Source organism: Arthrobacter sp. MYb23 (genome assembly GCF_002979775.1).
GTDB lineage: Bacteria > Actinomycetota > Actinomycetes > Actinomycetales > Micrococcaceae > Arthrobacter.
Window position 1 is genome coordinate 1 of the sequence record NZ_PCPR01000019.1, and the last position, 17,820, is coordinate 17,820.

The following is a 17,820-nucleotide window of genomic DNA, read 5'->3' on the forward strand; positions in this document are numbered from 1 at the left end:
GGAGCGGGTGGGGGAATCGATGGAGAGGTACATGTTTGGCGGGATGTCCGAACCGGCTGGCGGGCGAAGTGCTGCTGCATAAGAGCGGTTCGGTTCGAGCTTGGTGAAGTACAACCCGCGGTCCAAAATAGGTGATCCGGTGGCCAGCACCACGGTATCCGCAGCGAAAGCCCCTTTGCTCGTGGACACTTCCATGGGGTGTTCCGAGCCCACATTCTGCACTTGAACACCCTCAACAATCATCCCGCCGTGCTCCCTGATGTCCCCGGCGAGAGTGTCCAGCACTTCCATCGGATGGATCTGAGCCTGGCCCTCCAATTCCAAAGCCTCCACTACAGGGAACGGCAACCCCGCGTCACGGCTGAAATGGACGTCAAGACCGGCGTCCCGCGAAACCGCAGCTTCCTTGCGGAGCCGCTGCCCGCCGTCGTCGGTGGTTGCGAAGGTGACCGCGGTCCTGCGCTGGAACGGAACGCCTTGCTGCTCCAGATACTGTGTGAGCCACGCTTGCCCGCTCTTGTTCGCCTCAACGTACGCCTTGACCACCTTCAAGGAGTACTGGCTGCGCAGCGCGGAGAGCACACCGCCCTGGAGGAGGCTGAGCTTGCCTGTGGTGTTACCGGTGCTCACAGCCCCTAACGTGCGGGCTTCGAAAACCACCACACGTTGGCCGGACCGCGACAACAGCAGCGCCGTCACCATCCCTGTCAGGCCCGCTCCAACCACAATGGTGTCAAAGTGCTTTTCTTCAGGAACCGCATCAGAGGTGAACTGGGATTCGCGGTCCAACCACAGCGATTTCATCAAACAACCCGCCTCCAACTTCACTGGCATGTGTTGAGGGAAACGCTAGGCGCCCCGCTGGCGCTTATCAAGGGTTATGGTGCCACGGCGAGGGTGGCAGCGCGGCGCAATTCCGCGTCCGGGTCGGTTGCCCAACGGTCCAACACTCGATCGGCCCTCTCCCTCGCCAAACCGTCAAGCCGGGCCAGCAGGGGCCTCACTACATCCGTGGCCAGTGGATCCACCAGTTCCCTTGTGCCGGCGCTCCTGATGAACCCCTCGATGCGGGTCAGGTCCGTGTTAATGAGCAGACCTACCTTGGTCTGCAGCAGAACCACTGCGGCGAGGCGGCGTTCGAAGACCGGTTCTTCCCACAGTTCAGAACTCAGGGCGGTGATGTCGTCATGGCTGAGGTGCTTGTACCGCTTCAGCGCGTCCCTTATTGTTCCGCGTACGGCGCCGACGGACGCGCCATACACCTTCAAGGCTTCGCCCAGACGTTCACTGAGCTCTTCAGCTCTCTCCCACGTGGACTCCATCTGCAGCGTGTAGTCCACGAATTCACCGGCATCACTCACCCCACTATTTTGTCAGTGCCTCCCCATAGCGTGTTGCCAACAGCAACCGACAGGAGACACATGCCGTCCCAAGAGCTCGCGACCGAAGCCTCGTTTCCGGGGGTCCCGGCTGCTTCATCCATGCCCGACTGGTATCCCGCCCTGCTCCACACTGTTGCGCAGGAAATCCGTGGTGGCAGGACACGGGCACAGGCAGCCGCCAACGCCGAGCTCTTGAATTCGTACTGGAGCATCGGCCGGCAGCTCGCCGAGCGCGAATCCGAACAAGGCTGGGGCGCCAAAGTGGTCACACGGTTGTCTGCCGACATCCGGACCCGTTTCCCCGAAGCGAAGGGCTTCTCCCCCAGGAACCTGCGGTATATGAAGAGCTTTGCGCAGGCGTGGCCGGACTTTCCAATGTTGCAAGCGCCGCTTGCAACATTGCCCTGGTACCACCAGATTGCACTCTTGGAAAAGCTCGACGACGCCGCCACGAGGCTTTGGTATGCGGCGGCGGCTGCCCAGCACGGATGGTCACGCAACGTGCTCACACACCAAATCTCAACGCGTTTGCACGAGCGGTCAGGGCAGGCCATCACCAACTTCAAGTCCACCATGGTGCCGGCCGATTCGGACATGGCTCAGCAGGCCACTAAAGATCCCTACGTCTTTGATTTCCTGGCCATGTCTGAGCGCCACACCGAACGGGACCTGGAGCTGCAATTGGTGAAACATGTGGAGAAGTTCCTGCTGGAGCTGGGTCAGGGTTTCGCTTTCGTTGGCGAGCAGGTCCGGTTGGAGATTGCCGGCGACGAGTTCTTCGCTGACCTGCTGTTCTACCACCTGAAACTGCGCTGCTACATGGTGATCGAACTCAAGGCCGTGAAGTTCGAACCTGGATTCCTTGGTCAGCTGGGTATGTACATGGCGGCCGTGGATGACCTCATGGCGCATCCGGAGGACAAGCCAACCATCGGTTTGCTGCTGTGCAAAGAGAAGAACAGCGTGGTGGCCGAATATGCCCTGCGTGGATTCAATGCCCCCGTGGGCATCGCAGAGTGGAAAACCTCCCTGGCGGATTCCTTGCCCGATGAGCTGGTGGCGAGCCTGCCGAGTATCGAGACCTTGGAAGCGGAGTTGGCAGCCGAAGCCGCGCGGTTGCGAGGGTAAGTCAGACGTTGTCCTTGAACCACGCCAAGGTGTCATTCCATGCTGCCGTGGCCTGAGCCTCGACGTAGCGTTCACCGGTGTCGTTATGGAACGCGTGGTCAACGCCCGGGTAGACCTTGAGCTCATGTTTGACCGTTGTCCCGTCCAAGGCCTGCTGGAGTTGGGGCATCGCGCCGGTGATGCGTGCGTCGTTCTCGGCATAGACACCGAACACAGCCGGCCTGATGGTGGGGACTTTCGCCAGATCCGGCGCGGGACCGTAGAAGGCCGACGTCGCTTTGAGGGCGGGGATTTCAGTGGATGCATGCCAGGTGATGCCACCGCCGAAGCAGAAGCCCACCATGGCGATGCGGCCCTCGTCTACGAAGTCCTGGCCGTTGAGGTACCCGAAAGCTGCTGTGAAGTCGTCTACATGCCGTTGCGCGCCGGCCTGTGTGAGTGCACCCGGGACGGCATCCGGGTCCATGTTCGCCGTGCCACCCTCCCTGCTGAGGAGGTCCAGTGCCAACGCCGCGTAGCCTTCCTTGGCGAAACGTCGGGCAACGTCCTGGATGTGCGGGGTGAGGCCTCTGTTCTCGTGGCAGATCAAAACGCCCGGGCCTTTCTGTCCGCCGTCTGGTCTTGCCAGATAGCCGCTGATCTCAGTCCCACCGGAGGCGAAGGTCACTGTCGTCGTTGCCAGTCCGGCAGCACCCTCGGGAACAGACAACGGGCTCTTCGCATTGGGAACTGCAGTTGTGGCGTTCCCAGATGACGCCGCGGATGACATGGGCGTGGGCATCGGGTCCGTGGTCCGGGGAACCTCTTCCGGCGTGCAGCCCACCAAGGTCATAGCCGCCGCAGCAGCGGTCATGCTCCCCATGATGAATGCCACCCGCCTGGTGAATGTCTTGTGCGTCATATCCCCCGATCGGTAGTCATCGTAGAACTCTTCGATCAAGTACTTTTCGAACTTCTCAAGCTGCGCCATGGCGATCCTCCCGACGATGTGATGATCTTCCCTTGATGTGAAGACGCGGACAAGGGCGGGATGGTTCAGTCCGAGAACTGCCGGCACCTCCCCGGGAGTGAAGTCTCTAATAATGTCAGTGCCCCCTGCCAGAGTTATTACATGAAGCAGATTCGGGAAAGGCAAGCGAAGTCAGCGGTGTCCGCTGCGCATCTTCCTGCCATCTCCCGAGGAATTGCACTGCCGGGCACCGTTAGTGGTGATTTGATCGAGCAGTTGCGGGTGTTGGAGGAGATGAAGTCCGCTATCACGGCTTTGCAGGCGCGGGTTGCTGTGGCTTTTGATCTTGCCCAGCGTGCTGAGCAGGCCGAGGCCGGTGTTCCTGCGTCCGAGCGCGGCCAGGGGGTGGGCGCTCAGGTGGCGTTGGCGAGGCGGGAGTCCCCGAACCGTGGGTCTCGTTTGCTGGGGTTTGCCAAAGCTCTTGTTACGGAGATGCCACACACGTTGGCTGCGTTGAACTCGGGGCAGCTCAATGAGTGGCGGGCCACTCTCCTCGTGAGAGAGACAGCTTGCTTGAGTGCTGAGGATCGGGCTGCGGTGGATGAGGAACTCGCCCCGGATGCCGGGACCTTTGAGGGGAAGGGCGATAGGGCGATTGTTGCGGCGGTGAAGGCTGCTGCGTATCGTCGTGATCCGCGCTCGGTGGCGGGTCGTGCCAGCCGTGCTGCCGCGGAACGGACCGTGAGCCTGCGGCCGGCGCCGGACACCATGACGTACCTGACCGCGCTGCTGCCGGTGGCTCAGGGCGTGGCTGTTTATGCCGCGTTGACCCGGGCCGCTGACTCGGCCCGCTCCATAGGCAGTGCAGACTCTGGCGGAGTCGTCCCGACCCGCGGCCAGGTCATGGCTGACACGCTGGTTGAACGCGTCACCGGGACTCCGGGCGGGTTTTCGGGGATCAACCTGGACCTCGTCATGACCGAACGCACTCTCTTCCAAGGCGACAGCGAACCGGCCCGGCTCAAGGGTTACGGAATTGTCCCGGCAGAGTGGGGAAGAACTGTTGTCAGTGCGGAGGAGTCAGCACAGCCGCCGCCGGACACAGAGTTCGATGTCTGGCTTCGCCGGCTTTACACAGCACCGTCCTCGGGCGAGCTTCTGACCAGTGATTCCAAGGCCCGGCTCTTTCCGGCAAGGCTGCGGCGCTTCATCGAGACCCGTGACGATACATGCCGGACGCCTTATTGTGATGCGCCCATCCGACATATCGACCATGTGCTTCCATGGCATTCCGGAGGCAGGACCACCCTGGCCAACGGGGCGGGGCTGTGCGAGGCGTGCAACCACACCAAGGAAAACCCCGGCTGGAACACTCGGGCAGTACAGGCCGACGTGGACACCCTGAAAGTCACCACCCCCACCGGGCACACCTACCAATCAAAGGCCCCACATCTGCCGGGGCATCAGCCTATGGCCGCTGATAGCTCCTGAATGATGCAAGTTCGACTGACGCTGGGGGAACAGTGCCACTCATTGCCCCGGAAACAGTTTCGAGACGGCGCCGGGGCCAAAAACTACAAGCCAGCTCACCCCTAAGACGAAGACAACTCCGATTGCAGCCAGCGCGACCATAGGCGCTCGTCTCCTCATGCCCGAAAGGATCCTCATGAAGGGTCCACCAATCGGACGCGCCCTTGAAGCAGCACCCATATGAAGGGGAGTTCGCCTTCTAAGCGCCAGAAGTTGTCTCAGAGTTTTCCGCACCGCGACTTCAAGGACCAGACCCCGGCCTCGGCCAGACGAACAACACATCCATGCGCCAGCGTAAAAGGGGAAAGCCGTTAGCACCATATAGAAAGCCAGAAATTGGAACAAGCCACCGAGGATGTCAACGGCCTTTACACCCCAGCGACCTCCCGCGGCCACTTCCAGTGCAGCCACCACAAACGGACTCGTAAAAATCACCCACAGGAGTACGCCCATGGCCACACTTCCCGTCACTGACCACCACTGCTTGTTATACCAAAGGACACAGATTTTGCTTAGCCGGTCGACAGCTAGATATGCCAGGCCGGCAGTGATGAGCACAGTTGGAATGAACGCCTTCCCACCCGCCAGCGACGCTGCCACAATGCCACTGGACACCGGATAAATGGCAAACATTAAGACAATGTGGCAAGTGGGTCGGCGGGGGGCGCCGAACCTTCTCCGGGGTAAGGCTTTGAGTACCGATTTCTTTTCGCGAACAAGTTTCCTTAGGTAAGCATCTGCTTGGGTGTCAACCAACTGAGAATGCTCTGCAGCATCGCTGGCAAACAGCGAAAGAAGCCCGCCGAGTGCCAACGACCCGAGGCCGCGGAGAGCATCGAAACGCGGAGGGTTTGGCCATGAACTGAAATCAAAAGACTGCCCGAATGACAAAATCATCAGGCCTGTAGCTGCCAGGGAAATAACCCGGCACGCCATATCAAGGAATTCCACCGGGCCAGGGTGTTTCCTTTTGTCAGTGATCTTCAAGGATCGTGCCTGAATCTGGACGGCCACTACTAGAGTGGCCAGCAGTCCGAAGCCCGACAACACCGAAGCTCCAGGGATCCGCCTTAAGATCGGGGTGTCGGACAGGTCCAGGTTCAGTGACGCTATCCAAACAAAGAGCCCGACCACAATGCTGACGAGCAGATGCGCCAATGTCCTCTTGAGTAGGCGGCCTCGGTATGCCTCTGCCTCTTCCAAAACGCGATCGAGGACTTTGGGACTTAGCTGATCCAGAATGATGACGCCCTTACGATCCGTCACGCTTATAGCTCACGTGTTCGCGTTTGATGGTGATCGACGACGCCACAGAGTCTGATTCCGTCGTCATACAGGAAGTGCTTCATTTCAGGAGAACGTGACGAAGCTCTTAATAGGTAACGGATCAAGAAGCTAAAACAAAACAGGGCCCCTCCCACCGAAGCGGGAGGGGCCCTGAAAGAACCGACAACGAGGTAGAGACTTAGAACTCCCAGTCCTCATCCTCGGTGTTGACGGCCTTGCCAATCACGTAGGAGGAGCCCGAGCCGGAGAAGAAGTCGTGGTTCTCGTCGGCGTTCGGGGACAAGGCCGACAGGATGGCCGGGTTCACGTCGGTGACGGATGCCGGGAACATGGCCTCGTAGCCGAGGTTCATGAGCGCCTTGTTGGCGTTGTAGTGCAGGAACTTCTTGACGTCCTCGGCCAGGCCGACTCCGTCGTAAAGGTCGTGCGTGTACTGGACTTCGTTTTCGTACAGCTCGAAGAGCAGCTCAAACGTGTAGTCCTTGATTTCCTGCTTGCGGGCCTCGGAAACCTTCTCCAAGCCCTTCTGGAACTTGTAGCCGATGTAGTAACCGTGCACTGCCTCGTCACGGATGATGAGGCGGATGAGGTCAGCCGTGTTCGTGAGCTTCGCTCGTGAGGACCAGTACATGGGCAGGTAGAAGCCCGAGTAGAACAAGAAGCTCTCCAGCAGGGTGGAGGCAACCTTGCGCTTCAGGGGATCGTCGCCCTGGTAGTAATCCATGACGATCTGCGCCTTCTTCTGCAGGTTCTCGTTCTCGAGGGACCAACGGAAGGCATCGTCAATCTCCTTGGTGGAGCACAGGGTGGAGAAGATGGACGAGTAGGACTTGGCGTGCACCGACTCCATGAAGGCAATGTTGGTGTACACGGCTTCTTCGTGCGGGGTGATCGCATCCGGGATCAGCGAGACAGCACCTACTGTGCCCTGGATGGTGTCCAGCAGGGTGAGGCCCGTGAAAACGCGCATGGTGAGCTGCTGCTCAGCCGGCGTCAGCGTGTGCCACGACTGGACGTCGTTGGACAGCGGCACTTTCTCCGGGAGCCAGAAGTTGTTGACGAGGCGGTTCCAGACTTCCACGTCTTTGTCGTCCTGGATCTTGTTCCAGTTGATGGCTTCGACGTGTGTCAGCAGCTTGACCTTTTCGGTCATTTCATCCCCTTAAGCGATGGTGTTCTTGAGGTAAGCCTACGACGGCGGGTGGTGACCCGCCGTCGTACTCTTTAGTTTTCAGCGCGGCAGCCCGCCGCAAGGAATCAACCGGATTTAGTTGATTAGAGCGCGCAGCTTACACAGCCCTCAACTTCGGTCCCTTCGAGGGCCATCTGGCGGAGACGGATGTAGTAAAGGGTCTTGATGCCCTTGCGCCATGCGTAGATCTGCGCCTTGTTGATATCGCGCGTGGTGGCGGTGTCCTTGAAGAACAGCGTCAGGGACAGGCCCTGGTCCACGTGCTGCGTGGCAGCTGCGTAGGTGTCGATGATCTTCTCGTAGCCGATTTCGTAGGCATCCTGGTAATACTCCAGGTTGTCGTTGGTCAGGTACGGAGCCGGGTAGTAAACGCGGCCGATCTTGCCTTCCTTGCGGATTTCGATCTTGGCTGCCACCGGGTGGATGGAGGACGTGGAGTTGTTGATGTAGCTGATGGAACCGGTAGGCGGAACGGCCTGGAGGTTCTGGTTGTAGATACCGTGCTCCATGACCGAAGCCTTCAGCTCGCGCCAGTCATCCTGGGTGGGGATGTGGTGGCCGGCGAAGAGTTCGCTGACGCGGTCCGTTTCCGGAACCCATTCCTGCTCGGTGTACTTGTCGAAGAACTCACCGGATGCGTAGGTGGACTTCTCGAAGCCGCCGAACGTCTGGCCGGTCTCGATGGCGAGGCGGTTGGAAGCTCGCAGAGCGTGGAACAGCACCGTGTAGAAGTAGATGTTGGTGAAGTCCAGGCCCTCTTCGGAACCGTAGTGGACGTGCTCGCGGGCAAGGTAGCCGTGGAGGTTCATCTGTCCGAGGCCGATTGCGTGGCTCTGGGCGTTGCCCTGTGCGATGGACGGCACCGAGTTGATGTAGGACATGTCGGACACAGCGCTCAGGGCGCGGATGGACGTCTCGATGGAGCGGCCAAAGTCCGGCGAGTCCATGGTCTTGGCGATGTTCATGGAACCGAGGTTGCAGGAAATGTCCTTACCCACGGTCTCGTAGCTGAGGTCCTCGGCGTAGATGGACGGCGAGGAAACCTGCAGAATCTCCGAGCACAGGTTGCTCATGGTGATCTTGCCGTCAATCGGGTTGGCCCGGTTCACGGTGTCCTCGAACATGATGTACGGGTAGCCGGACTCGAACTGGATCTCCGCGAGGGTCTGGAAGAACTCGCGGGCGCTGATCTTGGTCTTCTTGATCCGCGAATCGTCAACCATCTCGTAGTACTTCTCGGTCACCGAAATGTCGGAGAACGGAACACCGTAGACCTTCTCCACGTCGTACGGGGAGAAGAGGTACATGTCCTCGTTCTTCTTGGCGAGCTCGAACGTGATGTCCGGAACCACAACGCCCAAGGAGAGCGTCTTGATGCGGATTTTCTCGTCAGCGTTCTCGCGCTTGGTGTCCAGGAAGCGGTGGATGTCCGGGTGGTGGGCGTGCAGGTACACCGCTCCTGCACCCTGGCGGGCACCGAGCTGGTTGGCGTAGGAGAAGCTGTCTTCGAGGAGCTTCATCACGGGGATGACGCCGGAGGACTGGTTTTCGATCTGCTTGATCGGTGCACCGTGCTCGCGGATGTTGGTGAGCGAAAGCGCTACACCGCCGCCACGCTTGGAAAGCTGGAGCGCGGAGTTGATGGCGCGGGCGATCGACTCCATGTTGTCTTCGATGCGAAGCAGGAAGCAGGAGACGAGCTCGCCACGCTGTGCCTTGCCGGCATTGAGGAACGTGGGGGTAGCCGGCTGGAAGCGGCCGTCGATGATTTCATCGACGAGGCGGTTCGCCAGGTCTTCGTCGCCGCGTGCCAGGTGCAGTGCAACCATGCAGACGCGGTCTTCGTAGCGCTCCAGGAAACGTTTGCCGTCAAAAGTCTTCAGCGTGTAGGACGTGTAGAACTTGAAGGCGCCAAGGAAGGTCTCAAAGCGGAACTTCTTCTTGTACGCACGGTTGAAGAGGTCGCGGATGAAGTTCATCGTGTACTGGTCGAGGGTTTCGCGCTCGTAGTACTGGTTCTTCACCAGGTAATCGAGCTTCTCTTCCAGGTCGTGGAAGAACACCGTGTTGTTGTTCACGTGCTGCAGGAAGTACTGGTGCGCAGCTTCACGGTCAGCTTCGAACTGGATCTCGCCGTTGGGGCCATACAGGTTCAGCATGGCGTTGAGCTCGTGATAACCCAAGCCCTTGAAAGCCTCAGGCAGCGGCTTCTTGACCGTGTCCACAGCGCCCCCGGTTACTTCTGTTTCTGCGACAGTTGTGTCCAAAACTTTTCCAGCCCTTCGTTGACCCGCTGAACGTCTTCCGGCGTCCCCATGAGTTCAAATTTGTAAAGATGCGGCACGTTGCACTTGACGGAGATGATGTCCCCTGCAGCGCAGTAGTTGTCCGCGAAATTGGTGTTCCCTGCTCCAATAACACCGCGGATCAGTTCCCTGTTCCTTGGATCGTTGAGGAATCTGATGACCTGCTTCGGCACGGAACCTTCGCCGTTTGTTCCGCCGTAAGTGGGCAGTACAAGGACGTAGGGTTCCAGGGCTCGAAGCGGGGCATCCTGGGCATAAAGCGGGATGCGTGCTGCATCCGTACCCAGTTTCCTGACGAATCGTTTGGTGTTCTCGGAGGTCGAGGAAAAGTAGATGAGGTGACTCCTCGTGGTCACAGCTTCCGCAGCATCGCGTACGGGTGCCGCTGCCAGCGGTGCCATGGGAGTCACCTCTACTACATAGGAATTCTTAGAGTGCTGTGGTGGCGAAGTTTGAATGAAACTTAGGCCACGGAGGAAACGGCCTGGGCCAGTTCCTCGATCTTGTCCGGGCGGAATCCAGACCAGTGGTCCTGCTCGGTCACGACGACGGGAGCCTGCATGTAACCCAGTGCCTTGAGGCGCTCGAGGGCCTCGGCATCCTGGGAGATGTCGACACTCTGGTAGGCAATGCCCTTCTTGTCGAGTGCCCGGTAAGTTGCGTTGCACTGAACACAGGCCGGCTTCGTGTAAACCGTTACGGTCATGATCCCTGTCCCCTAAGTTGAAGTCTGATTCTCTTCGTATCTGGCGGGCTCAACCGGAACTAATTACTGAATCCGATACCGGCCCGCGGGCTGCCGTGACAGCCAACACGCTCTGATTTTGTCTTGTGCTGGTTTCCCGCTCAATCCGTAAATCGATACTACATGTAGTGCAAGCGCCGAACTGGAACCCCAAGATGATGTATTACAAGTATGTCATTCAATCCACTGCTCGTCCACAGGCAAGGGCCTTCAAAATGTCCGTGATTCCGCCAAATTGAGAGATGTCATCCACACCCTGTGGACTACTTAGCCACATTTAATCTTCAGCGTGTCGCCGGGATACGGCGTGTCGTGACACTTTGAAAATGTGGCGTGGCGAACAGCTAAAATCGCCTGATGGTCAACCTTCTCCATCTCCGCACCTTGATGGAGGTCACGCGGCTGGGTTCCTTCGCAGCCGCTGCCGCCCAACTCGGCTACACAGCTTCGGCAGTCTCCCAACAGATGGCCGCGCTGGAACGCGATACCGGCGTCGAGCTCTTCCAGCGGTCGGCCCGCAGTGTTGTGCCAACGGAGGCCGCGGTGACCATGACCCGGCACGCGTCCAAGGTACTGACCGACGTCGAGGCCCTCATGGCAGCCGCCTCGAGGACCAACGACTCCCCCGCCCAGGAACTGAGGCTGGGTATTTTCCCCAGCCTGGCCACCTACGTCCTGCCGGACATCATCCGGAATGAACGATGGAATGGCCTGGGCATCGAGCTGAAAGTGTCCGTAGCCGAACCCGCCCAAACCATTCAGGGCCTTCGCAGCGGCGGCGAACTGGATGTGGCACTGGTCTATCAGGTGGGTCAGTCGGGCTTGGCGTGGCCGCATTCGCTGGAGCGCCAGTGGATTGGCGACGACGACTTCAGGGTGGTGCTGCCTGCCTCATGGAAAATCCGGGAAGACGCCGAGATCGAGGCCGCGCATCTCTCCGATATGCCGTGGATCATTCACCACCCCGGCACCAGCGATGCCTTGGTGATAGAACGCCTCTTCGCCAGCTGCAACCTCCACCCCCGCGTGGTGGCTTACAGCGACGACTTCCATGCGAGCCTGGAGATGACCGCCGCCGGGCTCGGGGCCTCTCTGGTACCGGAACTGGCCCTGCGGAACCGGCCACCCGGCGTCGTGGTCCTTGACGTTCCGGACATCCGGCTGGCGCGGAACGTGTTCGCCCTGTTGATCAACGAAAAGCGGACAGCCCAAGTGCAGTTGTTCACACAGCTGCTTGCAGACACCCTCAAGGAGACGTCGGGAAAGAGCGGCCTTCACCCCCTGAAATCCGCTCCTGTCAAGGGCCGCCATCCCCAGAGGTGAATTGGTGCGAAGTGCTGGAACCCGCCGGTTGATGGGGTTAGATTGATCACATGGGCAAGGTAGCGAGCAAACATTTTGGGGAGATCGAGCTCAACCACGGGCGTGAACATTGCTTCGTCGCGAGACACGAACTTGGCGGCAACCAGCTTGAGCTGGACCTCAACGTCACCGCGCACGACCACTTCGATGAGGCGGCCATGCGCAAGGTGGACTACAGGTTGCGCTTCCTCCCCGAGCTCGTGGACCAGGTCAGGGAAATGATCGCCGACGAACTGGACCAGGACGGCACCAACCCTCAACAGTTCCTGCACTTCCACAGCTCGCAGCTCAAGGAAGAGCAGCTCGAATCCGTCTTCGGTGTCAGCGACAAAGGCCAGCTCACCAACGACGTTTTCCTGAAGGCCCTCAAACTCGGCCACGTGGCCATCTACCCCGGCCAGCCGGAACGGTACTTCGTCCTGGACTTCACCCTCGGCTCACACTTCACCGACGAGCTGCTGGTGGCTGCAGCTGACGAGGACGGCGTGGTGGACGACGAGATTCTGTGGGAGTCGTAGCAGCTTCACTAAACGACTCACCATGGACGGTTGACCCCCGGGTCTTTATCCGGGCCCCGCAGGTACTCTCCCCGTTCCTGCCCCTCAGAACGCTCAAGCTGCGCCTGCCGCCCGCTCTCTTCAAGCTGCTGAAGTTGCTCTTGGTTCGGGGGTGGCTGCGTGGCCTGCCCGGACGTGGAGGGATCCTTGCCAGGCGACTCACCAGCGGAAAGCTTGCCTTTAAGGCGCTCCTGGGCGGCATCCAGGCTCTCACCCTCTCCTGCTGAATTTGCAGGACCCGCCGCATGGCATTGCGGCGGCGCACTTTCTACGGTGGCCTTGGCTTCAGTGAACAGGAGGGCCGCTGCGTCCGGATCCCCGGCCGCATCCCCCAGCTTCTCGATGCTCAACACAAGATTGACGCGCACCCTGCACTCGTCAACGCCGGCACCCATCTCCAAGGCCGACTCAAAGTCCTTCCGCGCAGCGGCAAAGTCGCCCGCCAGGACATGGGCATCCCCGGAGACGAAGAGACCCTTGTGCGGCTCCAGGATGTTCGCCACCTGCAACCACGACGCCGCAGTGGCCACTCCCTCCTGCTCTCCTGCGTCGAAGGACTGCCCGGCGGAGGCGCCCAGCACGCCAACGCTCAGGAGCTTTGCGGCAACTGCGAGCGCCAGCAGCGCAGGTGGTGCTGACCAGAGTGCCAGCCGGCGTCGCCGCCGTCGCGCGTTGTTCCGGTTCATGGGGTGGGCTCCTTCCGCATAGCAGGCCGAAGCGTTCGGAAGGCGGTGAAGTGCCTCAGGGGTTCGTGGATCGCGAGGAGGAAAGCGGCCATGGCGAGCAGCCAGTAGAGTTCCAGGCGGCCCGGGCCGTTGTGGGTCACTTCAGTGATGGCTCCGGGGCGGGCTTGGCTCAACATGTCCGAGGTTGGCTCGGCGCCCGTTCTATGGGAGTAGGGGACGTGAAGTTGATCTGCGATGGCGCGTAACTGGCCTTCGTCGATTCGTGAGACGGCGTCCTGCGGGGTGTCGGAGGTTTTGTCCCTCACATATCCGGCGTCGGCGTTGGAGGTTTCCTTCATCCGGCCGCCCTGCCCGGTTCCGTACCCGAGCACCGCTCCCCCGGCCACGTTGCCCGCGTCCATGGGCGATGGCGCTTCTGCGCTGGTGTTCTCACCGTCGCCGGCGTAAAAGACCAGCGCGGGGCGTCCTGGGTGTTGCTGGCTGGCTGTCTCGAGCCTTTCTTTCAGGAGCTGAGCTGCGCCGGTCACGCTGCTTCCCTTGGCGTACCTGCTGTTTTGGGGTTGCATGGTGGCCATTGCAGTTTGCAGGGCAGTTGCGTCCTGGGTGAGGGGCAATCGTACGGTGGCTTTGTTGTCGAAGTTGATGAGCGAAAACTTGGCTCCGGCGAGTTCCTTGGCGATGGCCATGACGTCTTGTTGGACTCCTGAAAGCCGGGTGCTGGTTCCTTTGTAGTCTTCTGCGGCCATGCTGGTGCTGGTGTCTACTACGAAGAACACGTCCAAGTCTGCGGTGCCGGTTTGGGCTTCGCCCCCTGCCCAACCGGGACGTAAGGCTGCAAGGAGCAGGAGGAGGACGGCGGCACTGCGCAGGGCTGCGGGTTTCCGGGTTCGTTGCGGCTGGCTTCGCCTGCGACGCACCAGGGTCCAGGCAGTGAAGCCCAGCAAGGCCACGCAGGCGAGAGCCAAGAGGGGCCACGGGATAAGGGGGGCGAAGGTCATGGTTCCAACCGCCATCCGAGCAGCAGCATCCCCGTACCGGAGAGCAAGGCAATTCCCAGTGGCCAGGCTGGGGCGTCGTCGAGCACTACCCGGGGCGCTGCGAGGTAATTTGTGGCTTCGGTTTCCTGCACTTTTTGGACGATGCCTTGAACGGCGTCCGGGCTATCCAAAGTGAAGTACGTGCCGCCGGTTCGTTGGGCTGCTGCCTCCAGCTGAGCACCGGGCTGGTCGGGTTGACCGCCGTAGTCCATATCGCCGGGGTTGAGCGCGTGCACTTTCACCTTCTTCTCGGCGGCCAGGGCCGAGGCTTCTTCCAGGGTGAAGATCGGTTCCCCGGAAAGGAAGTTGTCCGTGGCCAGGACGACGGATCGCGAGCGCTCCCCTGCGTCGGTGCCGGGGAAGCTCTGTACGCAGCTGGCCAGCCCGTCGCCTATGAGCGAGGACCCTTCCCCGTTCCACGTGCCGTCAAAGAAGGACCCCGTGCCGCTGTCCAAGGCCTCCTTGGCCAGAGTGAGTTGTTCGGCGGCGAACTGGTAGTCGTCTGTGAGCGGGAAGAGTTGGACGCTGCTGCTGTCGAAGATGACCATGCCGATTCTCTCGCCGTCGAATTCCTTGGCCAGGTCTTCGAATACTGCTGCGATGGCGGCATCTGTGCTGGTCATGGACCCGGACACGTCCAGGCAAAGCACGATGTCCCTGTTCCTGATTTCCGGTTGCTCCGTTGAGCGGTGGATGGGTCTTGCGGCTGCGGTGGCGGTGGCGGCGAGGAACACGGCGCCCAAGACTACGGCGAGCGCCAAGCGTGCACGGTGCCGGCGTAGGGCGTGTTGGTATTCGGGGAGGTCGGTGAGCCGCTCACCGTGGGCAATGGGTCGGCTCTTGGGGGGACGACGACGGCGGTGCAGCCAGGCGGTGATGGTCACCGCTGCTGCGGCCAGGGGAAGGATCCACCAGTAGGTCAGTTCCATGCGAGCACCATCTGACGTGCGGCGTCTGCGGATTGCCTGACGGAATGTACCGGTTGGGGTGCGAATTCGTTGGGGTAGATGCCGGCTATTCCTGCCGCGAGTTCTTTGAGGTCGTGACGGTGGAGGTCCTCGAGGGTCATGGAGGTCAAGGGCAGGCCAGTGGCCGCTCCGGCGAACTCCCGCACGAGGAAACTGAGTTTTTGGTGGGCGTCGCGCTCGGGAAGACGTCCGGCGTCGGCGTCCTCCGCTGTGGCATCGATTGCCCTCAGGCAATTTACTCGAAGCGTCTCCAGATGGGGACCCGCGGTGACGTGCCGCGCCGGGGACGTCTGGTTGATGGGCGCCCTCTTGCGGGTCGACAGGAGAATCCAGGCGTACCAGGAACCTATGAGGAGCACGAGCAAGACTCCGAGCCATAACCATTGCGGTTGATACTGCAGGGGCGAATAGAAGCCCGTTTCATCCTGCACGGTTGCCGCCCTGGGGAGAGGTTCTGGAAGAGAAGGCCCGGGAGCGGTGCTTTTCCAAGAGAGCGAAGACTGACGTCAGGACGTCTTCGCTGCCGGTGGTTTGTTCCTCGGCAATTCCGAGACCGTGGAACACGTCCCGTCGCCGCTTTTCGCGCTCCAGCGTTGCCGCTGCGTAGGCGGCACGTACCTTGGCGTCCACGGTCAAGGGCGCGGGAATTCCTTGCCCGGTGCCCACATCAGTGCTTTGCTGCATCCGGTTCCCTGCCACGGCAGCGAGTTCGGCGTCCCGGACGGTCAGCCACAGCACCTCGTGCCGGCCGCGCAGCCTCCGCAAGAGGCTCTGTGTATGAGCGTCCGGCAGGAATTCATCCGCTACGGCGACGATGAGCAAACGCCCCTTCAGGTACCGCAACACGTAATCCAGTTGTTCGGCGATCCCACTGGCTGGACCATCCAAAGAAGCGCTCGCATCCACTTCGCGGAGCAGCCGTTCCAGATGCTCTTCACCACTGCGGGGCGGGAGGTACTTGGACGCCGTGGCATTCCCGTGCAGGAGACCCACATCGTCGCCGTGGCGGGAAGCCAGGTAACCCAGCACCCCGGCCGCATGGACGGCGATGTCTTTCTTGGGTTCCCCGGACAATGCTTGTGCGGCCATGTTCCTGCCGGTGTCCATGAGGAGGAGGACTGTGTGTCGGCGAACCGCCACATAACGCTTAATCAGGGGCGATCCGTGCCGTGCAGTGGCTTTCCAATCGATATCACGGACTTCGTCGCCAGGGACGTATGCCCGGAGTTCGTCGAAGTCCAGACTGCGGCCCTTGAATACCGAACCATACTCGCCGTCAAGAAGGGTCAGTGTCCTGCGGTGGGCGAAGATGAACATCTTCGACTTAACGCGTCTAAGGAGGCTGGGCACGCGCCGGCCCCGCTACGGCGTCTGCACGGATGCCAACACGGCATCGATCACGGTCTCCACGGAAATTTCCTCAACTACGGCATCGAAGCCGAGAATGATCCGGTGACGCAGGATCCGATGTGCAAGGTTCTTGACGTCCTCAGGAATGACGTGGTCACGTCCCTTGAGCAGAGCCATGGCGCGGGCCGCCTGGCTGAAGGCTATGCTGGCCCGCGGGCTGGCCCCGAATTCCACAACGTTTGCCAGCCGGGGCTCCAAATACTGTGAAGCGTTGCGGGTCACGTAGGCGAGCCCCACGATGTACCGAACGATTGCCGGATCAATATAGACCCGCCGCACCAGTTCCTGGACTTGGACCACGGCGTCAAGGGACGCCGCGGCCGGAGGCTTCTGCTCTGCACTGAACACGCCGGCGTCAATGCGCCGGATAACTTCCGCTTCCTCCGCAGGGCTCGGATAGTCCAGGACGTCCTTAAGCATGAACCGGTCCATCTGGGCTTCGGGAAGACGGTACGTCCCTTCCTGCTCGATGGGGTTTTGCGTCGCAAGCACCAGGAAGGGCTGCGGCAAAGGATAGGACTCGCCACCTATGGAGGTCTGCCGCTCCTGCATCGCTTCGAGCATGGCACTCTGTGTCTTGGCACTGGATCGGTTGATCTCATCCAACAGCACAATGTTGGCGTGAACCGGTCCCAGCTGCGTGACGAACGTCCCCTTGGCGGCGTCAAAAATCTGTGTGCCGGCGATGTCGCTGGGCAACAGGTCCGGCGTGCACTGTATCCGGCGGAACTCTGCACTCACCGACTCCGCGATCGCTTGGGCCGCTGTGGTCTTGGCCAGGCCGGGAACACTTTCCAGCAGGACATGCCCGCCGGTCAGCAGACCGATGACCAACGTCTCACGCAGCCTGGCCTGACCCACCACTTTGTTTTCGAAGCTGCGGACGATGCTGCCGACGAGTTGCTGGGCACGGGCCATGTCCGGTGCATCGATTCCCGCCATGGCTGTGATCTGTTGCACTCGTGGTCCCCTCGCTGGCATTGATGTGAAACGGCCACTCTATCCAAGCCTTCCTTGGTGCGGCACCGCAATGGGTACCCCTCCCCATGTGGACTTCAGAGGTCTATCCTTTTGCCATGCATCAGCTACCAGCCGCCTATCAGAAGTACCTCGCCTCCCAGGACCAGCACGTCATCGACGCCGTACGGCCGGTCCTGCTCCAGTCTGCAGCAGACCAACGGCACGGCGTACGCATCACCTTCAACAGGGGCCCTACCGGACACCAGGCCCACCTGGACGAGACCGTACCCTACGGCGAGATCATCGAGGACATCGACTGAC

General features: G+C 60.7%; 19 protein-coding genes. 5 read left to right on the forward strand and 14 right to left on the reverse strand.

Translation table 11 applies throughout. The features are described from left to right. On the reverse strand, positions 1-804 hold an 804-nt coding region (locus tag CQ020_RS17280), incomplete at its 3' end, for an FAD-binding oxidoreductase (RefSeq protein ID WP_146117220.1). Positions 805-878: 74 nt separating this feature from the next. Continuing rightward, on the reverse strand, positions 879-1,361 hold the full coding sequence (locus tag CQ020_RS17285) for a DNA alkylation repair protein (RefSeq protein WP_105692980.1): 483 nt from the start codon (positions 1,359-1,361) through the stop codon (positions 879-881). A gap of 60 nt (positions 1,362-1,421) precedes the next feature. Here CQ020_RS17285 and CQ020_RS17290 point away from each other — a divergent pair, with 60 nt between their 5' ends. Then, positions 1,422-2,510: a YhcG family protein gene (locus CQ020_RS17290; RefSeq protein WP_105692981.1), complete on the forward strand. Its 1,089-nt coding sequence runs from the start codon at positions 1,422-1,424 to the stop codon at positions 2,508-2,510. Between the two features lies 1 nt (position 2,511). On the opposite strand, the gene CQ020_RS17295 is transcribed toward CQ020_RS17290, so the two are convergent. Next, positions 2,512-3,480: a dienelactone hydrolase family protein gene (locus CQ020_RS17295; protein WP_105692982.1), complete on the reverse strand. Its 969-nt coding sequence runs from the start codon at positions 3,478-3,480 to the stop codon at positions 2,512-2,514. A 141-nt stretch (positions 3,481-3,621) separates the two neighbouring features. Here CQ020_RS17295 and CQ020_RS17300 point away from each other — a divergent pair, with 141 nt between their 5' ends. Beyond that, entirely contained in the window at positions 3,622-4,950 is a 1,329-nt protein-coding gene (locus CQ020_RS17300) for an HNH endonuclease signature motif containing protein (RefSeq protein WP_105692983.1), read from the forward strand. A gap of 39 nt (positions 4,951-4,989) precedes the next feature. On the opposite strand, the gene CQ020_RS17305 is transcribed toward CQ020_RS17300, so the two are convergent. The 5 genes from CQ020_RS17305 to nrdH form a co-directional block, all read right to left on the reverse strand. Continuing rightward, a complete protein-coding gene (locus tag CQ020_RS17305) occupies positions 4,990-6,255 on the reverse strand; it encodes a hypothetical protein (RefSeq protein WP_105692984.1) in 1,266 nt (421 codons plus the stop codon). 199 nt (positions 6,256-6,454) lie between these two features. Continuing rightward, on the reverse strand, positions 6,455-7,429 hold the full coding sequence (gene nrdF / locus CQ020_RS17310) for a class 1b ribonucleoside-diphosphate reductase subunit beta (protein ID WP_062069351.1): 975 nt from the start codon (positions 7,427-7,429) through the stop codon (positions 6,455-6,457). Between the two features lie 122 nt (positions 7,430-7,551). Next, positions 7,552-9,693, reverse strand: a complete 2,142-nt coding sequence (gene nrdE, locus CQ020_RS17315) for a class 1b ribonucleoside-diphosphate reductase subunit alpha (protein ID WP_258142061.1) — start codon at positions 9,691-9,693, stop codon at positions 7,552-7,554. A gap of 11 nt (positions 9,694-9,704) precedes the next feature. Continuing rightward, entirely contained in the window at positions 9,705-10,175 is a 471-nt protein-coding gene (gene nrdI, locus CQ020_RS17320; RefSeq protein WP_105692985.1) for a class Ib ribonucleoside-diphosphate reductase assembly flavoprotein NrdI, read from the reverse strand. 62 nt (positions 10,176-10,237) lie between these two features. Further along, complete coding sequence (gene nrdH, locus CQ020_RS17325; RefSeq protein WP_011775022.1) at positions 10,238-10,480, reverse strand: glutaredoxin-like protein NrdH; 243 nt, start codon at positions 10,478-10,480, stop codon at positions 10,238-10,240. A 396-nt stretch (positions 10,481-10,876) separates the two neighbouring features. Here nrdH and CQ020_RS17330 point away from each other — a divergent pair, with 396 nt between their 5' ends. Continuing rightward, positions 10,877-11,842: a LysR family transcriptional regulator gene (locus CQ020_RS17330; protein ID WP_105692986.1), complete on the forward strand. Its 966-nt coding sequence runs from the start codon at positions 10,877-10,879 to the stop codon at positions 11,840-11,842. Positions 11,843-11,892: 50 nt separating this feature from the next. Further along, positions 11,893-12,399 (forward strand): DUF2004 domain-containing protein, encoded by a 507-nt coding sequence (locus CQ020_RS17335; RefSeq protein WP_024816882.1) that lies wholly within the window; start codon positions 11,893-11,895, stop codon positions 12,397-12,399. 17 nt (positions 12,400-12,416) lie between these two features. Here the strand turns inward: CQ020_RS17335 and CQ020_RS17340 are convergent, their stop codons facing one another. The 6 genes from CQ020_RS17340 to CQ020_RS17365 are packed head-to-tail and all read right to left on the reverse strand — an operon-like array spanning position 12,417 to position 17,499. Beyond that, positions 12,417-13,124 (reverse strand): hypothetical protein, encoded by a 708-nt coding sequence (locus CQ020_RS17340; protein WP_105692987.1) that lies wholly within the window; start codon positions 13,122-13,124, stop codon positions 12,417-12,419. Then, entirely contained in the window at positions 13,121-14,137 is a 1,017-nt protein-coding gene (locus CQ020_RS17345; RefSeq protein WP_105692988.1) for a VWA domain-containing protein, read from the reverse strand. The genes CQ020_RS17340 and CQ020_RS17345 overlap by 4 nt, the downstream gene beginning before the upstream one ends. Beyond that, positions 14,119-15,090: a VWA domain-containing protein gene (locus tag CQ020_RS17350; protein WP_105692989.1), complete on the reverse strand. Its 972-nt coding sequence runs from the start codon at positions 15,088-15,090 to the stop codon at positions 14,119-14,121. Before CQ020_RS17350 ends, CQ020_RS17345 begins: the two co-directional genes overlap by 19 nt. Next, a complete protein-coding gene (locus CQ020_RS17355) occupies positions 15,081-15,560 on the reverse strand; it encodes a hypothetical protein (protein WP_105692990.1) in 480 nt (159 codons plus the stop codon). Before CQ020_RS17355 ends, CQ020_RS17350 begins: the two co-directional genes overlap by 10 nt. Then, positions 15,550-16,479, reverse strand: a complete 930-nt coding sequence (locus tag CQ020_RS17360; protein WP_105692991.1) for a DUF58 domain-containing protein — start codon at positions 16,477-16,479, stop codon at positions 15,550-15,552. Before CQ020_RS17360 ends, CQ020_RS17355 begins: the two co-directional genes overlap by 11 nt. A 12-nt stretch (positions 16,480-16,491) precedes the next feature. Continuing rightward, the gene (locus CQ020_RS17365) at positions 16,492-17,499 is read right to left on the reverse strand and encodes a MoxR family ATPase (RefSeq protein ID WP_105692992.1); all 1,008 of its coding nucleotides are present in this window, start codon (positions 17,497-17,499) and stop codon (positions 16,492-16,494) included. Positions 17,500-17,585: 86 nt separating this feature from the next. On the opposite strand from CQ020_RS17365, the gene CQ020_RS17370 reads away from it, so the two are divergent. Continuing rightward, a complete protein-coding gene (locus CQ020_RS17370; protein ID WP_105692993.1) occupies positions 17,586-17,819 on the forward strand; it encodes a hypothetical protein in 234 nt (77 codons plus the stop codon). Position 17,820: the final 1 nt, after the last annotated feature.